Origin of the sequence: Acinetobacter sp. ANC 4648 (assembly GCF_002135345.1) — a bacterium.
Classification (GTDB): Bacteria; Pseudomonadota; Gammaproteobacteria; order Pseudomonadales; family Moraxellaceae; genus Acinetobacter.
Genome location: NZ_NEGI01000003.1, coordinates 126,165 through 143,832, shown reverse-complemented (window position 1 = coordinate 143,832; position 17,668 = coordinate 126,165). Strand labels below are relative to the sequence as shown.

Genomic DNA, 17,668 nt, shown 5'->3' with positions numbered 1-17,668 from the left:
TAATTTTATAAGAAGGGTAAGTATCTATATTACTTACCCTCTAAGCTATTTTATAACTGCGTAAAAATATCTTCTTTATTTAAACGGGATTTAGGTAATGTTGCATTAAAGTCGGAATCGCTTCGATAACCTAAAGTTAACAGGACTGAAGGTACTAGACCTTTTTCAGTTAATTGTAATTCTTCAGTCATAATTTCCTCATCAAAACCACCAATAGGCGTAGCATCAATACCCTCAATCCCTGCAGCTAAAAGAATTTGGCCTAAAGCGATAAAGGTCTGATTTTCAGCCCAACGTTGGATATCCCCCTTTTCATTACGGTAATAATGTACATAACCTGAACGGCTATCTTTTTGGCCCTGTTTGGCTTTTTCATCTTTAAAGCGTCCACTCAGATCATCTTGGTGAATTAGATTTTCAAGATGTTGTTCACTAATATCGGCTTTAGTACAAAATAAAATTGTATGCGATGAATCTAAAACTTTAGCTGCATTATAAGCATATTTACCTACCAGACTTTTGGCAATGCGTTCTTTGGCCGTTGGGTTGTCTGCAATGAAAAAGTGCCAAGGTTGAATATTAATCGAGGATGGGGTTAAACGTAGAATTTCAAGTAAACGATCAAATTGCGGTTGCGGAATTTTTCTTTTAGCATCGTAAGCTTTGGTGGTATAGCGTGTTTTTGAAACGTTTAATAAGTCCATGTTTTAAACCTAACTTTCAATTTTTAAATATGGATTGATTATAGGCATAAAATATGAAAAGAACGTAATCAAAGCGTGAGTAAACATGAAAAGTCATTTCTTGGAAATTTGAAATCAACAGTTTTATTTGATATTCCACTTAATTAATTGCCATTCACCATTTTCATCAACTTCTAAAATCATAGCCTCAGAGGTACGTTCACGCCAATCGCCTAAGACAATATGTAATTTATCATTTACAGGATGAATCTCGGGGCGATGGGTATGTCCATGAATCAAAAAATCAATATTATTCAAGGCTTGATTTACTGCTTCAGCATTTACATCCATAATTTCATAGGTTTTATGCTGTTGAGATTCACGGCTTTTTTTACGAAAACCATTGGCAAGTTTTTGTCTAAAACTTAAAGGCGTACTTTTGAGTAGTCCCAGAATAATGGGATTACGAATGATTTTTTTAAAGCGTTGATAGGAAATATCATCAGTGCATAAAGCATCGCCATGTTCTAACCGAAAGGTTTTATTGCCTATTTTTAGCGTATAAACATCTGGAAGAAGTATTGCGTTAAATTGATCTAAAAATCTTTGGCCTAAAGCAAAGTCACGATTTCCAACTTGGAAGAAAACTTGATTGCCTGCTTGGTGAAATTGTTTTAACGCTGTAACAAGCTCTTCTAACCATGGAGCAGTGTAATCATCGCCAATCCAAGCATTAAACCAATCACCCAAAATGTACAGTTGCGTATTTTTGTTTTTATATTGAATCAATAAATCCAAAAACCCTCGAACCAGTCGAGGGTGTTCAGGTGACAAATGTAAATCAGCGATAAACAAATACGTCACGAGCAATCCTAAATAAAATTATTCAGAAATGATTTTAGCAGATTCAATGACGACATTTTCTAAAGGTACATCAGCATGGTAACCACGGTTGCCAGTACGTACACCTTTGATTGCTTCAACAATATCTAGGCCTTCAACAACTTTACCAAATACTGCATAACCCCAACCTTGTGCAGTTTTACCTGTGTGGTTAAGGAAAGAGTTGTCTTTTACGTTAATGAAGAATTGCGCAGAAGCTGAATGAGGTGCTTGAGTACGTGCCATAGCAACCGTACCTTCTTCATTGCTTAAACCGTTGTCCGCTTCATTTTCAATAGAATCACGTGTTGTTTTTTCTTTGAAGTTTTCATCCATGCCACCGCCTTGGATCATGAAACCTTCAATAACACGGTGGAAAATTACGCCATCATAAAAACCATCGCGAACATATTCTAAAAAGTTAGCCACAGTAATAGGTGCTTTTTCAGCATTAAGTTCAAGAACAATGCGCCCTTTATTGGTGTTTAATTCGACTTGAGGAAAACTCATTCTATAATCTCCTGATCATGGACAAAAAAAGCCATGGGTTTGTGGTTGAGAGAAGCATAAGCAAACTGTAAACTACAAGGCAAGCAAAAACGCGATTTTCTTTGTTAATAAACTGAAAATTGCATTTTTATTACCCTATTTTATCTTATAGAAGTGATTTATCAACTATGAAGCCAAATGATGTTGTTTCAGAACTGCCGAAGACCCCGACAACCAGTAATACATCTGTCGATGCTGCGCAGCAAGAACAACAGGCGGGCTTAGACTTTGTACGTCAAGTCATTACTGAAGATTTAGCATCGGGCCGTACAAAACAGGTTGTGACTCGCTTTCCGCCAGAACCGAATGGTTATTTACACATTGGTCATGTTAAAGCAATCTGCTTAAACTTTGGGATTGCTCAAGAGTTTGATGGCTTATGTAACTTGCGTTTTGATGATACGAATCCTGATGCAGAAGAACAAGAATATGTCGATGGTATTGCCAATGATGTGAAGTGGCTAGGTTTTGAATGGAATGGTGAGCCACGCTATGCATCAAGTTATTTTGATCAATTGCATGCTTGGGCAATTCAATTAATTCAACAGGGTGATGCTTATGTCGATTTACAATCACCTGAAGAAATTCGTTTAAACCGTGGTAATTTTATTGAGCTAGGTAAAAATTCACCTTATCGTGAAACCTCAGTAGAAGAAAACTTAGCTCGCTTTACACAAATGAATAATGGTGAATTGGGTGAAGGCAAAGCTGTTTTACGCGCTAAAATTGATATGGCTTCACCGAATGTACATATGCGTGATCCTATTTTGTATCGTGTACTCCATTCTGAACATCATCAAACGGGTGATACATGGAAAATGTATCCAATGTATGATTATGCGCATCCGTTATCAGATGCGATTGAAGGGATTACCCATTCACTGTGTACGCTTGAATTCCAAGACCACCGTCCATTTTATGATTGGGTTGTGGAAAAAGTTAAATCGCCATCTGTTCCACATCAGTACGAATCGAGCCGTTTAAATATTGATTACACCATTACCTCTAAACGTAAATTACGTAAGCTGGTCGAAGGTAATCATGTTCATGGTTGGGATGATCCACGTATGCCAACTGTTGTTGGTATGCGTCGTCGTGGTTTTACTGCGGAAGGCTTACGTGACTTTTGTAAACGTGTAGGCGTATCTAAAACAGATGGTATTGTTGATGTTGCAATGCTTGAGTTCTGTATTCGTCAATCACTGGAAAACACTGCTGCACGTGGTATGGCGGTACTTAATCCATTGAAAGTGACTTTAACCAATCTTCCTGAAGATATGGATCTAAGCCATTCGCGTCATCCAAACGTAGATATGGGCGAACGCATTATTCCTTTATCGAAAGAAATATACATTGATCGTAAAGATTTCGAAGAAGTTCCACCAAAAGGCTTTAAACGTTTGACCCCAGAAGGCGAAGTTCGTTTACGTCATGCTTATGTGATTAAGTGCGATGAAGTGATTAAAGATATCAATGGTGAGGTTGTTGAGCTTAAGTGTTCAATCGATCCTGAAACTTTAGGTAAAAATCCTGAAGGGCGTAAAGTAAAAGGGGTTGTACATTGGGTTTCTGCGGAGAAGGGTATTGCTGCGGAAGTTCGTGTCTATGACCGTTTATTTACTGAAGCAGCACCAGATGCTGATGATGATTTTTTAGCGCATCTAAATCCTGATTCTTTAACGGTTTTGCAAGCTATCATTGAACCAGCATTAGCATTGGCACAACCTGAAGATCGCTTCCAGTTTGAACGTGAAGGTTATTTCGTAGCTGATCAATATGATCATACAAGCGAAAAACCTGTGTTTAACCGTATTCTAGACTTAAAAGACAGTTTTAAGCCAGGTAAGTAATTTTATATCCATAATTAAAAGCTCAATTTCGGTTGGGCTTTTTTATGATTTTAATTGCTCAAAACAGAAAATTTAGTGCTGTATAACAAAAATTAAATGGTAATTTATGGGTGGGTATTTAATTTGAAAATATTTTATGAAGATTGCTGTAATAAGTAATTTGCTAAAATGAACTAGACAAAATATAGAGGATAAAAGTTCATTTAGTGAGTGAAAATACGCAAAATAATGGATCAATTTAGCTGTCTATAAATGATAAAAAAATAAACATTTAAACTTAAATTAAAGTGATTGAATGATTTATATTAGAATAAAATAATACCAATGATAACAAAATGAATAATTCATCTGAAGAGACGGAAGTTGTAAAAAAACCATCCAAAATTAAAGGAATCATAAGTTACTTGATTGTGTTGATCATTCTCTTTTTAGTTGCTTGGGGAATTTGGCATCTTACACATAAATCAGTGCAATCGACTCAAGGTTCAGATCAAAGCAAAAAAGGTGGTGCAAATTCTGCTCCAACAGTTGTAGGTGTCGCTACCGTTGTACAAAAAGATATCAACTCTTCTATACAGGCCTTAGGTACGGTTACATCTTCCAATACAGTCGTTGTTCATCCACTCGTCAGTGGTGTGTTGATGCATGTCTATTTCAAAGAAGGAAGTTTTGTTCAGAAAGGGCAGCTTTTAGCACAAATTGATGATCGGGCTCCAAAAGCTGCCTTATTACAAAGTCAGGGGCAACTTTTACGAGATCAAGCATTACTGAGTAATGCAAAATTGGATTTACAGCGTTATGCACAGCTTTGGAAACAAGATTCGATTGCTAAGCAACAATATGATACCCAAGCATCTTTAGTTCAACAGTATCAAGGTGTGGTCAAAACTGATCAAGCAGCTGTCGATAATGCCAAATTGCAGCTCAGTTATACGCAGGTCACCGCACCTGCCGCTGGTCGTATTGGTCTAAGACAAGTGGATGCTGGCAATATGGTAAATACGACGGATCCCAATGGGATTGCGAATATTACTCAACTTAAAAATATTTCAGTGGTGTTTGCCGTTCCAGAACAATATTTGACGCAGCTGATCCAGTTAATGGATGATCCACAGCAAATAATCCCTATTCAAGCATGGGATCGACAAAATAGCCAAAAACTTGCTGATGGGAAGTTATTGGCTTTAGACAACCAAGTGAATACCAGTACGGGTACGATTAATATTAAGGCTGAATTTGATAACCATAATCAGCACTTATTTCCAAATCAATTTGTCAATATTCAAATGCAAGTTGGCAAAATTTTCAATGCTCTGATTGTTCCAACAGTTGCTTTACAATTGGGCAGTAATGGAAGTTTTGTCTATAAAGTAAATCCAGATCATACAGTTACAGTCGTGAATGTGACGACGGGTACGGTCATTGGTGATAATACTGTACTTATACAAGGTGCAATTCAAGCCAATGATCAAGTAGTCACGGATGGAGTGGATAAGCTTAAAGATGGTGCAAAAGTTCGCTTAGGTGATGTTGTCCCAAAATCAGATCACATTAAAGCTACAATGAAATCAGAGCAATCACTCGAATCAAATCTTCATGTATGCTGCACAAAATCTTTTACCCAATCCAGTGCCCGTAAAAAATAGCAGAACAGGTGAACAACCAGAACAGCGTAGACCACAAGCGAGCAATGCCATAGTGCACAGCAATGCAAATATCCAGAACACTGGTCAAGCAACTCAATAAGGAGTGCAGATGAATCCATCACGATTATTTATTCTGCGCCCAGTTGCAACCACATTGTTGATGATTGCAATTTTTTTATCTGGTTTAGTGGCTTGGAAGTTTTTACCTGTGGCCTCATTGCCAGAGGTTGACTACCCAACGATGCAAGTGACAACTTTATATCCAGGTGCAAGCCCCAATGTCATTACATCAACCATTACTGCACCTTTAGAGCGTCAGTTGGGGCAAATGCCTGGCTTAAATCAGATGTCATCCACCAGTTCAAATGGTGCTTCTGTCATTACCTTACAGTTCAATCTAGACTTAGGTTTGGATGTCGCGGAACAAGAAGTTCAAGCAGCCATTAATGCAGCAAATAACTTGTTGCCCAGCGATTTACTTTCTCCACCAACCTATAGCAAAGTTAATCCGGCAGATAAGCCGATTATGACGATTGCAGTGAGTTCTGAAGAGCTGCCGATAACCCAGTTAGAAGATTTGGCCGATACACGTTTAGCCCAGCAACTTTCACAAGTAAATGGCGTGGGTCTAATTAGTGTGAGCGGTGCACAACGGCCTGCGGTGCGATTAGAAGTTAATTCTGCTGCATTGGCCAATATGGGTTTAAGCCTTGAAGATGTCCGTACAGCCGTTATTGCATCGAATGTAAATCAAGCTAAAGGAACGATTAGTGGTGCAGTTCAGTCTTCAACGATTGATGGTAATGATCAATTACATACGGCTGATGACTATAAAAATCTAATTATTGCTTATAAAAATGGTGCAGCAATTCGAATGTCTGATATTGCAGCGACGCTTGATTCTGCTGAAAACATTCGGCTAGCCGCTTGGATGGGGCAAAATATCTCAGGGCAAGTGAATGCAGAACAGATACCTGCCGTGGTTATTAATGTTCAACGTCAACCGAATGCCAATATCATCCAAGTTGCTGATCAAATTAAGCAATTATTACCAAAATTACAAAGTAATTTTCCACAGGCAGTCAAAATTCAAATTTTGAATGACAGTACCAGCACAATTCAATCGTCATTAACCGATGTTGAATTTGAATTAGTTTTGGCCATGGTTCTGGTGATTCTAGTCGTATTCTTATTTTTACGTAGCGCACGAGCAACTTTTATACCTGCTGTGGCTTTACCTTTGTCCTTAGTGGGGACATTTGCAGTCATGTATATATTTGGATTTTCTATCAATAATTTAAGTTTAATGGCTTTAACCATTGCAACAGGTTTTGTGATAGATGATGCCATAGTCATGATTGAAAATATTTCCCGATATATTGAGCAGGGTGATACGCCCATGCAGGCGGCTTTAAAAGGTTCGGAACAAATTGCTTTTACCATCATCACATTAACGATTTCTTTAATCGCCGTGCTGATTCCACTTCTATTTATGGGGGATGTGGTTGGCCGACTCTTTCGTGAGTTTGCCGTTACACTGGCAATTTCTATTTTAATTTCAGCATTTGTATCTTTAACACTGACTCCAATGCTGTCTTCACGGTTGCTTAAACATACCCCAGATGATCAGCAAGGTCGTTTTTATTTAAAAATGGGTGCATTTTTTGATGGGCTAATTGAACTATATGCCAAAGCACTCCGTTGGGTTTTAGCTCGGCAGGGTATTTTTCTGGTGGTAACCGTGGCCACCTTTGTTTTTACCATTATGTTGTATGTTTTCATTCCAAAAGGTTTTTTTCCGATTCAAGATACTGGTCAAATTATTGCGATTACGGAAGCTGATCAAACTATTTCTTTTCAAGCCATGAGTCGAAAACAGCAGCAAACGGCACAAATTATTTTACAAGATCCTGCTGTAGCGAGCATTTCTTCATTTATTGGAATTGATGGAGTCAACAGTTCGTTAAATACTGGCCGAATCTTAATTAACTTGAAAGAAAAATCACAGCGCGGTGATATTGCTAGTGTAATTAGTGATTTAAAACAGCGTCTAGACAAAGCACAAGGTGTAACCGTTTATTTGCAACCCGCACAAGATTTAATTGTTGATTCAAGGCAAAGCCGGACGCAGTATCAGTTTACTTTGCAATCAACCAATATGGCTGATTTAGCCATGTGGGTGCCTAAATTAATGCAGAATTTAGCCCAGCGGCCAGAACTTACCAATTTAGCATCAGATTGGCAAGATAAAGGGCTACAAGTCTATGTGGATATTAATCGCGATGCTGCGGCACAATATGGTGTGACCACAGCCAATATTGATAATGTGTTATATGATGCTTTTGGTCAGCGTTTAATTAGTACGATTTTTACCCAGACCAATCAATATCATGTGGTGTTAGGGCTTTCAGGACAAGACCAAGATGGAATTCAGGCGCTACAAAATTTATATATTCCCTCGAGTACCAGTCAACCGGTACGTTTAAGTAGTATTGCAAATATATCCTCAAGAAGTACCTTATTAGAAATTAATCATCTAGGACAATTTCCCACAGTCACGGTATCGTTTGATGTGGGAGAAGGCATATCGTTACAACAAGCTGTACAGGCAGTTAAAGATACCGAACAGCACATGAATCTGCCTAAAAGTATGATTACCCAGTTTCAAGGTACAGCTTTGGCATTCCAAGCTTCATTAAGTAATACGGTTTGGCTGATCATCGCAGCGATTGTGGTGATGTATATTATCTTAGGGGTGTTGTATGAAAGTTTTATTCATCCATTAACGATTCTTTCAACCTTACCTTCAGCGGGAATTGGTGCATTACTCGCTTTATCTTTAACGGGTAATGATCTGAATATTATTGCAATTATTGGGATTATTTTACTGATTGGGATTGTTAAAAAGAATGCCATTATGATGATCGATTTTGCCTTAGATGCAGAGCGACATCAGGGATTAAGCCCGATAGAAGCTATTTATCAAGCCTGTCTATTAAGATTTAGACCCATTTTAATGACCACAATGGCTGCGTTGTTGGGGGCTGTACCTTTAATTATTGGCAATGGCATGGGGTCCGAGCTACGTCATCCACTGGGTATTGCCATGATTGGCGGACTTATTGTTAGCCAGTTATTGACCTTATTTACCACGCCAGTCGTGTATTTAGCTTTTGACCATTTAGCACAACGGATGAAACACCAATCTCGAACGGATATTGATGCCAGTGCATTACCTCCTTATAAGCATTTCATTAAGTCACCAGGGGAATAAATATGGCTATATCAACGCCGTTTATTCATCGACCTGTAGCGACAACATTGCTCAGTATTGGATTATGTTTATTAGGAATATTGGCATTTAATTTATTACCTGTCGCCTCTTTACCACGGGTTGATTATCCAACCATCTCCGTGAGTGCCAAGCAAGCAGGTGCAAGCCCCGAAGTGATGGCAGCGACAGTAGCAACACCTTTAGAACGCACACTAGGACGTTTAGCTGGTGTAAATGAAATCACCTCTACTAGTTCACTGGGCTCAACAAATATTACTTTACAGTTCGATTTAAGCCGTGACATTAATGGTGCTGCACGTGATGTACAAGGTGCGATTAATGCTTCGTTATCCTCATTGCCATCGGGCTTACAAAATAATCCAACCTATCGTAAAGTTAATCCTGCTGATGCACCAGTGATGATTTTAGCCTTGACCTCAAAAACCTTATCTAGAGGTCAAATGTATGATGCTGCGGATACTATTTTAGGACAGAAACTTTTACAAATTGATGGAGTTGGTGATGTCAGTATTGGTGGTGCAGCACAGCCAGCAGTACGGGTAGAGCTTAATCCGTTACAACTTGCTCATTATGGCGTTGGTTTAGAAACGGTGCGTTCAGCCATTACCGCAACCAATGCCAATCGACCGAAAGGGTTTGTCGAACAAAAAGACCAATTATGGGAAGTGCAGGCCAATGATCAAGCCAAAAAAGCACAGGATTATTTACCTTTAATTATCAGTTACAAAGACAATTCGCCCGTGCGTATTTCGGATGTGGCAGCAGTGAAAGATTCTGTTTTAGACACTCGAAATGCAGGCTATTATTCAGAGCAACCCTCGGTGTTGATTCTAGTATTTAAACAACCGAATGCCAATGTTATTGAAACGATTCAACGTGTCAAAGATATGTTGCCGACGTTACAGTCCGCTTTGCCAACACAAATTAATATTCAAGTAGCGGTAGATCGAAGTACCACGATTAAAGCCTCATTAAGAGAAATAGAAATGACTATGATCATTTCTGTGATTTTGGTCATTCTGGTGGTATTTGTCTTTCTCAGAAATGGTCGTGCAACGCTGATTCCTGCATTAACAGTACCCATTTCCTTAATTGGTACATTTGCTTTGATGTATCTTTCAGGATTTTCCCTCAATAATATCAGTTTAATGGCGTTGACAGTTGCCACGGGATTTGTGGTGGACGATACCATTGTAGTACTGGAAACGATTTCCAGACGACTCGAAGAAGGGCTTAGCCCGATGCAAGCAGCAATTACTGGAGCAAAAGAAGTTAGTTTTACTGTGATTTCTATGAGTATTTCTCTGATTGCTGTGTTTGTACCTATCTTATTGATGGGCGGTATTGTGGGGCGATTATTCCATGAGTTTGCAATGACATTGTCCTATGCAATTTTGATTTCTATGTTGGTTTCTTTGACGACAACACCGATGCTCTGTGCTTGGTGGTTAAAGTCACATCCACGACAATCGTCTTCAGCACAGCTTGAACCCGAACACTTCCCCATTTCTGATAGCGAGGCTTTACGACTTGCATCGGAAGATGACTATATTAAACAACAAGGTTTATTTGGACGTATCACCTTAATGTATAAATGGAGTCTAGCCGTTGCATTACGTTTTAAAGCTTTAACTTTAATTATTTTTTTGTTTACGATTGCTTTTAATGTGTATTTGTATGTGGTGATTCCTAAGGGTTTCTTTCCGCAGCAAGACACAGGTGTGTTGAGGGGATCACTACGTGCAGATCAAAATATTTCATTTAATGCGATGAATTTAAAATTAAAACAATTTATTAATGTCATTGAAAAAGACCCTGCGGTTGATCATGTTATGGGAACGCTAGGCGGGGCGCAAATTAATAATGCGAATCTATTTTTGGCACTTAAACCTTTAGGTGAACGTACTGATACGCCCACTCAGGTTATGGGGCGTCTACGTAAAAATTTGGCCCATGAACCGGGTGCAACATTGGTCTTAACGCCAGTACAAGATATACAAATTGGTGGGCGTCTATCTGATGCAGGTTATCAATATACCTTGCAAAGTGATGACTTAAATAGCTTACGGACTTGGACACCAAGGCTAAAGGAGGCTTTTAATAAGCTGCCAGCTTTAACCGACGTTACTAGTGACCAAGAGGTGAAGGGTCTTAAAACAGCACTACAATTTGACCATGATAAAATGACACAATTGGGTGTGACCCAAGCACAAGTAGATAGCGTGTTAAATGATGCTTTTGGGCAGCGGCAAGTCTCGACAATTTATAATGCAATGAATCAATATCATGTGGTTATGGAAATAGCACCTGAATTCGCGCAGTCGGTAGAGTCTTTAAGAAATATTTATATACAGAGCAGTTCAGGTGGAGCAGTGCCTTTATCTGCTTTTAGTACTTGGCAACCTGAAAATACCTCGTTATCAGTCAATCACCAAGGTTTATTTGCTGCAAGCACCTTATCTTTTAACTTAAATAATGGTTATTCATTATCTGATGCGACCGATCAAATTAATCAGGTCATGAATCAACTGCAAGTTCCAAGCTCCATACATGGCAACTTCCAAGGTTCAGCCAAAGCTTTTCAATCCTCGCTAAGTAGTCAACCATTATTAATCCTCGCAGCAATTATTGTGATTTATATTGTATTGGGTATTTTGTATGAAAGCTTTGCTCATCCAATCACGATTCTTTCTACTTTACCTTCTGCTGGACTTGGGGCATTGATAGCATTAATGCTATTTCAAATGGAATTTAACGTTATTGCACTGATTGGAATTTTACTGCTGGTGGGTATTGTGAAAAAGAATGCCATTATGATGATTGATGTGGCTTTAACACTACAGCGACAGCAAAATTTGCCAGCAGAACAGGCGATTTTAAATGCCTCAGTATTACGTTTTAGACCCATTATGATGACCACGCTGACGGCACTTTTTGGGGTGTTACCCTTGGCTTTAGGGCGGGGGAATGGTGCAGAATTACACGTACCTTTAGGTATTTCTATTGTAGGTGGGCTGATTATTAGTCAGATTCTGACGCTGTATACCACCCCCGTGATGTATTTATATATTGATCGTTTAAGTCAGTGGGGTAAAGAAAAATTTGAAAAATTCCCTAGCTTTAAACATATCAACGTTAAAAAATAGAATAAGGAAAATATGATGCAAAAAAGTCACTCAAAAAAAATTAAAATACTTTATTTTTCAAATGTCAGCAGTTTAGCTGTGCTATTCATAATGGGTTTTTCAGGCTGCCAAATGATTAAGCCTGAAGAGACACCTTCGGTAAATATCGGACAAAATTTATCTTCACCTAGTCAATATGGTTTAGGCATAGAACATAAAAAATGGGAAACTCAGGATTGGAAAATCGCAAATCCAAGCGATAGTTTACCTAAAGGCGAATGGTGGCAAATCTTTAGTGATCCGCAGCTTAATCAATTGGTTGATCAATTAAATCGTCAAAATGCTTCAATTGCGCAGTATCAAGCACAGTATCGGCAAGCTCTAGCTTTAATTGAGCAGTCCCGCGCTGGATTATTCCCAACACTCGCAGGCAATGCTTCGATGACGCGGGCAAATTCTGGGAGTGCTTCGGTTAATAGTTCTAGAGCTATTTCTACTGAATATGGGGTGGATGCAACAGTAAGCTGGGAACCTGACTTGTGGGGTAAAGTCCGTCAAAATATTTTGGTTAATCAAGATAAAGCCGAAGCTAGTCAGGCAGATTTAAATAATATTCGTTTAAGCATGCAATCGCAGTTGGTATCAAACTATTTACAATGGGTAGTACAAGGCTTTCAGTTACAATCTCAAAAAGAGAGTATCGATAACTTGAAAAAGTCTTTAACACTGACTCAAAATCAATATAATGCGGGGATTGTTGCCTCAACGATTGTTGATCAGGCACAAAGCCAATATCAGGCTGCCTTAGCCAGTTATACAGATATGCAATTGTCACAAGTACAATTGCAACACATTATTGCAATGCTGATTGCTCAACCACAAGATCAATTACAATTACAAATTCCGCAGCAATTACCGGCTTTACCGCAAATACCCAGCTCACTTCCTTCAAGTATTTTACAAAGAAGACCTGATATTGCTTCTGCTGAACGGACTATGGCTGCCGCAAATGCACAAGTTGGTGTGGCTCGGTTAGCCTTTTTCCCTGATTTTAGTTTGGGTGGAAATATCGGTTTTAAAAGCAATCAATTTAGCCACCTGCTAAATGCTTCAAATTTAGTCTGGTCAGTTGGACCTGTGTTGGCATCGACTATATTGGATGGAGGATTAAGAAAAGCACAAACTGCACAGGCTCGTGCAGCTTATGCTGCATCTGCGGCACAATACAAACAAACCATTTTATCGGCGATTCAAAATGTAGAAGATAATATCGCAGCACAATATTTATTGTCACAACAGGTAAATCAACAGCAGCAAAGTTTACAGGCTGCAAGTCGTGCTGAAAAAACGACAATGAATCAGTATAGAGCAGGAATTGTAGCTTATTTGAATGTGTTAACGGCCCAGAATGCCCGTATTACTGCGCAAAGTAGTGTTTGGTCAATACGTAGTCGTCAATATGTAACAACGGTCAATTTAATCAGCTCAATGGGGGGGGGGTGGGATTAGAAAGCCTGAATCTTATATTTTTGTAGGTGCTCAATTGAAGCGAATAAATGATTTTAGTCTGTATATCCAAAGAGTCATCAGCAGCACTATTTTTTCTGTTGTCGATCACGTAAGGATAAATAAGTTGGAATTTGCATTTTTGCTTGGCTTTTAAGTTTTATTTTTATATAGAACACCAAAGCAAAACATGCCGTTGCAAGAGTTAGAAATAAACCATTCATATAACTCATGATTGAACTAATATAACCAATAGTCGTTAAGCGTCCCATCATTTTCATAACTTGCGGGCTACTTTCAACTCCAGTAATCGCCCAGCTACATAAATGTTCGCAATTATTAATAATTAAATGGTAATTATTTTCATGCATACGTGAGCGCATACGTCGCACAACTGCACGATGTTTATATTTTGAGTGTTCATAGTGGCGGATGATGATTTTTTTGCCACGAGAAAATTTTTCAATGGACGTGATCTCTATGGGTTGCTTTTTAAAGAAATGCGCAAACCCAGAGTAGTGGATCACTCGACCTTTGCCCGCGTAAATTCCATGATGACTATAGCCAAAATGATAAACGATTAAGTGTGATCCTAAATGGTATTTCTTTGAACTTTCTAACATGGTTATTGAGTTCCAATAAATTGTACAGATGTCTTTTTATTGAAAGAACTTTGATTATAGCTAAAATGATAACAAGGTGCTCCTTTTATATGTGGTTCAAGTAAAGAAATCATAAAAAAGTGGGATGCAGTAATGATATTTAAGTGGTGATTATTTTTGCTATAAAGTATTAATTAAGAGCCAAGTAGAATGAATAAAAATGAAGTTAGCAGAATTGGGTATGATCTTTGTGGTAACTGTATCTGCAGCATCTATTAGTTTTGCAGATGTAGAATATCAAAAGATTAAAACTGAAAAAAATGAAGTTGATGTGATCAAAGTTGTACAGTTGCAAGACTTAACGTTACGGTTAAATAATCCAAAAGGTCATCCATATTATCACTTTTTAGCTATCCAAAATAGTTTGAAGCCTTGTGAAAAAATGCATTTTGCGATGAATGCAGGCATGTATCATGCCGACTTTTCACCTGTTGGTTTATATATTGAAGATTCAAGGCAGCAGACTTCATTGAATGAAAAAAAAGCTTTTGGTAATTTTTATATGCAGCCCAACGGAGTATTGGCATGGAATAATCAACGGGCAGTTATTCAGATGACTAAAGATTATAAAAATACGAACTTTAAAGCAAAATATGCAACGCAGTCTGGCCCAATGCTAGTCATTGATGGAAAGCTAAACTCTCAATTTGTTGAAAATTCAAATTCATTAAAAATTAGAAATGGAGTTGGTTTGAAAAACAATCAATTGTATTTTTTGATTAGTCGTGATCCGATTACATTTTATGCTTTTGCGACAATTTTTAAAGATCAGTTAAAAATTACAAATGCACTATACTTAGACGGTTCTATTTCAAGTGCTTATATTCCCCAAGCCCAAAGGAATGATCAAGTATTTAATTTAGGTCCAATCATTGCCTATATTCAACCTAAATTCGGATGCCAATGATTTTTGATTTTTTATAGTTCTAAAATCAAAGAAGAACTCGCGTTATCATTCTCAGCGAACAAATTTATTACCTGATCATCAATCAGGATCTTATGTTCAAGTACTCACATTGAATAAACTATTTACCGCAGATTTTTCTTTAGATAGGTATGAACAAGATATTATTTTATCTGCAATGAGTAAAAGTCAGCAAAATGTATGGGAAGCAGCTCGACTATTGGGTATTAGCCCAGCAACCTTAGATTATCGCCAAAAGAGCGCTGAAAGAATAAAGCAAAAGGCTGATCAGAAAAATATTCTTTTCAGCTTGCAAGGCTTCAACTGATTATTTGACTGTTCCAAAAACAGAGTTTTGTGCTTGACAGGCTTGTATTGCTTGATCTTTAGGCATTTTTTTAATTTGTTCTTCAAATTGTTTTTTCTGAGCTTTGATCGCATCTGCTGGAATACCACTTTGTTTGGCTAAATCTTCCATATGTTTCCAAGATTGTTCACATTCCTTTGGCATATTACTACATGCAGTAAGACCAAGACATAGGCTAGAAATGGTTAGTAATAATAGTTTTTTCATATATAACTCTTTAATTTATTGTAGGTTGCTCAATCATAACAGAGAATTTTGATGATAAAGTTATTCTCAATGTATGTTTGATTGTTATCCAATTAGTAAGGTATGCATTTTTATTTTTATACAGGTATATCGAGTTAGATTTTGAGCATATATGCTGTTTAAGCATTCAAATAGATTACTTTTTTAAATTAATATATGTTTTTAGCTCATTGATTCCCAAACCTAGGTTTTGTAGTCCATTAATATTGTGATAACCATCTAAATAAAAATTGCCTACATATAAACTTTGGCTAAGTTTTACTAGATGGGGTCTTTGCTTTTTACTATAAAGCAGATAAGGATGTATCATCATTAAAAAAGGCACTTAGTTGAACTAAATGCCTTTTCATGATCATCCATGACTATTGAATAGGTGGATGCTGTAGTTGGTTTAACTCTTTGCGGCTATAGCCTCGCGACATCAGGACCTTTTTAATCCCAACGATCACATCTTCATCTTGCGCTTTCAATAGTGCCGAAAGAAGTTGATCATTAGACTTACAAGAGCAATCATTTTCAACACAAGCAATTTGGTTTTTTTGCTCGTTCTGCTGTTGATTTGCCATAAACAGCTTTTGCCAAAAACTCATAGAGCCTTTCATATACAACCTAACATAGTTCGAAATATAGTCGTTTTAAAATAAAATTCAAGTATGAGAAGGTGATGTAACTCTCAATTTATAAGTAAAAATATCGATAATAACAGCTAAGTTTAACGAAATTATGACAGTAGTAGAACTTGATAAATTATAACTATATGATTAATCATACAAAAAAATATAAATAAAAAAGGACTACATGAATGTAGTCCATTATAAAGCTGAAATAAATTGTTTAAATCTTTTGTAAAAGCACACCAGATTCAACATGGTGCGTGTATGGGAATTGATCAAACATCGCAAATTTTTGAATTTTATGTGTTTGTAATAATGTTTTGAGGTTGTCATGTAAGGTATCAGGATTACATGAAATATAAATAATTCGCTTAAAACCTTGTAGTAATTTTAAAGTATCGTCGTCAATACCTGCACGAGGTGGATCGACAAAGACGGTGTCAAAATCATAACTTTGAATATCAATGTCTGCTTCTTGCAAGCGACGGAATTCACGAATACCGTTATATGCTTGGGTGAAATCTTCAGCAGACAGACGTGCAACTTGAATATTTTTAATTTGATTTTGTTCGATATTCCATTGTGCTGCATAAACCGATGGTTTAGCTAGCTCTGTCGCAAGTACACGATTGAATTTAAGGGATAAAGGCAATGTAAAATTGCCATTACCACAATACAATTCTAATAAATCTTTTTGCGTCGTTTCAGCGGCATTACACGCCCATTCCAGCATCTTTTGGCAGACATGTGCATTAGGCTGTGTAAAGCTACTTTCAATTTGTTGATATTTAAATGTACGATCAAAAACTTGCAGTTCTTCAACTACGAATTCATCACTGATTACAAATTTTTGACCGCGACTACGACCAATCAATTTAATATTGAGCTTATCTGCTAGTTGTTTGGCTATCGGTTCCCATTCTTCATCTAATTTACGATGATAAATTAAGGAAACCAATATTTCGCCTTTTAATGTCGCGAGAAAATGAACTTCAAATAATCGTTTTTCAAGGATCGGATTACTTTTAAGCTCCTTGAGTAAAACTGGCATCAGTTGATTAATGCTTTGATCTGCAATAGGGAATTCATCTATACGGACAACAGTCTTCTGTGTGCCATCTTCACTGCGTTCGAACATCGCATAAAACATATCATCTTCTGTATGCCAGATTCGAAATTCTGCGCGCATACGAAAATTTTGTTCAGGCGATTCAAATACTTCTAATTCAGGTGGATTAAACTCGGCAAATTGGGTACGAATACGTTCAATTTTGGCATCAAGCTGTTGTTGATAAGATGAAGTCATAAAAAGTCAAAAGTACGAAGACAAAGCAAGCAT

General features: G+C 37.5%; 14 protein-coding genes. 7 read left to right on the top strand and 7 right to left on the bottom strand.

Annotated elements, in window-relative coordinates; translation table 11 throughout:
- Window positions 1-50: 50 nt before the first annotated feature.
- The 3 genes from nfsB to B9T27_RS06750 all read right to left on the bottom strand — a co-directional run bounded on the left by nfsB (window position 51) and on the right by B9T27_RS06750 (window position 2,075).
- Window positions 51-704: an oxygen-insensitive NAD(P)H nitroreductase gene (nfsB, locus tag B9T27_RS06760; protein ID WP_086206084.1), complete on the bottom strand. Its 654-nt coding sequence runs from the start codon at window positions 702-704 to the stop codon at window positions 51-53.
- Between the two features lie 123 nt (window positions 705-827).
- A complete protein-coding gene (locus tag B9T27_RS06755; RefSeq protein WP_086206083.1) occupies window positions 828-1,547 on the bottom strand; it encodes a UDP-2,3-diacylglucosamine diphosphatase in 720 nt (239 codons plus the stop codon).
- Between the two features lie 18 nt (window positions 1,548-1,565).
- Entirely contained in the window at window positions 1,566-2,075 is a 510-nt protein-coding gene (locus B9T27_RS06750; RefSeq protein WP_086206082.1) for a peptidylprolyl isomerase, read from the bottom strand.
- A gap of 167 nt (window positions 2,076-2,242) precedes the next feature.
- Here B9T27_RS06750 and B9T27_RS06745 point away from each other — a divergent pair, with 167 nt between their 5' ends.
- The 5 genes from B9T27_RS06745 to B9T27_RS06725 all read left to right on the top strand — a co-directional run bounded on the left by B9T27_RS06745 (window position 2,243) and on the right by B9T27_RS06725 (window position 13,539).
- On the top strand, window positions 2,243-3,964 hold the full coding sequence (locus B9T27_RS06745) for a glutamine--tRNA ligase/YqeY domain fusion protein (protein WP_086206081.1): 1,722 nt from the start codon (window positions 2,243-2,245) through the stop codon (window positions 3,962-3,964).
- A 335-nt stretch (window positions 3,965-4,299) separates the two neighbouring features.
- The gene (locus B9T27_RS06740; RefSeq protein WP_086206080.1) at window positions 4,300-5,610 is read left to right on the top strand and encodes an efflux RND transporter periplasmic adaptor subunit; all 1,311 of its coding nucleotides are present in this window, start codon (window positions 4,300-4,302) and stop codon (window positions 5,608-5,610) included.
- A 109-nt stretch (window positions 5,611-5,719) separates the two neighbouring features.
- On the top strand, window positions 5,720-8,884 hold the full coding sequence (locus tag B9T27_RS06735) for a multidrug efflux RND transporter permease subunit (protein WP_086206079.1): 3,165 nt from the start codon (window positions 5,720-5,722) through the stop codon (window positions 8,882-8,884).
- Between the two features lie 2 nt (window positions 8,885-8,886).
- Entirely contained in the window at window positions 8,887-12,051 is a 3,165-nt protein-coding gene (locus tag B9T27_RS06730; RefSeq protein ID WP_086206078.1) for an efflux RND transporter permease subunit, read from the top strand.
- 15 nt (window positions 12,052-12,066) lie between these two features.
- Window positions 12,067-13,539, top strand: coding sequence for an efflux transporter outer membrane subunit (locus B9T27_RS06725; RefSeq protein WP_086206077.1), 1,473 nt, complete (start codon window positions 12,067-12,069; stop codon window positions 13,537-13,539).
- Window positions 13,540-13,625: 86 nt separating this feature from the next.
- Here B9T27_RS06725 and B9T27_RS06720 read toward each other — a convergent pair whose 3' ends face one another.
- Window positions 13,626-14,159 carry a lecithin retinol acyltransferase family protein gene (locus B9T27_RS06720; protein WP_086206076.1) on the bottom strand — a complete coding sequence of 178 codons (534 nt, stop codon included), beginning with the start codon at window positions 14,157-14,159 and terminating at the stop codon, window positions 13,626-13,628.
- A gap of 199 nt (window positions 14,160-14,358) precedes the next feature.
- Between B9T27_RS06720 and B9T27_RS06715 the strand changes: the two genes are divergently transcribed.
- Together B9T27_RS06715 and B9T27_RS14760 are read left to right on the top strand one after the other, a co-directional pair.
- Complete coding sequence (locus B9T27_RS06715) at window positions 14,359-15,105, top strand: phosphodiester glycosidase family protein (RefSeq protein ID WP_086206075.1); 747 nt, start codon at window positions 14,359-14,361, stop codon at window positions 15,103-15,105.
- A gap of 109 nt (window positions 15,106-15,214) precedes the next feature.
- On the top strand, window positions 15,215-15,430 hold the full coding sequence (locus tag B9T27_RS14760; RefSeq protein WP_228146160.1) for a helix-turn-helix domain-containing protein: 216 nt from the start codon (window positions 15,215-15,217) through the stop codon (window positions 15,428-15,430).
- Here B9T27_RS14760 and B9T27_RS06705 read toward each other — a convergent pair whose 3' ends face one another.
- The 3 genes from B9T27_RS06705 to trmA all read right to left on the bottom strand — a co-directional run bounded on the left by B9T27_RS06705 (window position 15,431) and on the right by trmA (window position 17,635).
- Window positions 15,431-15,676, bottom strand: coding sequence for a hypothetical protein (locus B9T27_RS06705; RefSeq protein WP_086206074.1), 246 nt, complete (start codon window positions 15,674-15,676; stop codon window positions 15,431-15,433). It abuts the gene before it with no gap.
- 401 nt (window positions 15,677-16,077) lie between these two features.
- Window positions 16,078-16,305 (bottom strand): hypothetical protein, encoded by a 228-nt coding sequence (locus B9T27_RS06700; RefSeq protein ID WP_086206073.1) that lies wholly within the window; start codon window positions 16,303-16,305, stop codon window positions 16,078-16,080.
- Window positions 16,306-16,549: 244 nt separating this feature from the next.
- Window positions 16,550-17,635, bottom strand: a complete 1,086-nt coding sequence (trmA, locus tag B9T27_RS06695; protein ID WP_086206072.1) for a tRNA (uridine(54)-C5)-methyltransferase TrmA — start codon at window positions 17,633-17,635, stop codon at window positions 16,550-16,552.
- Window positions 17,636-17,668: the final 33 nt, after the last annotated feature.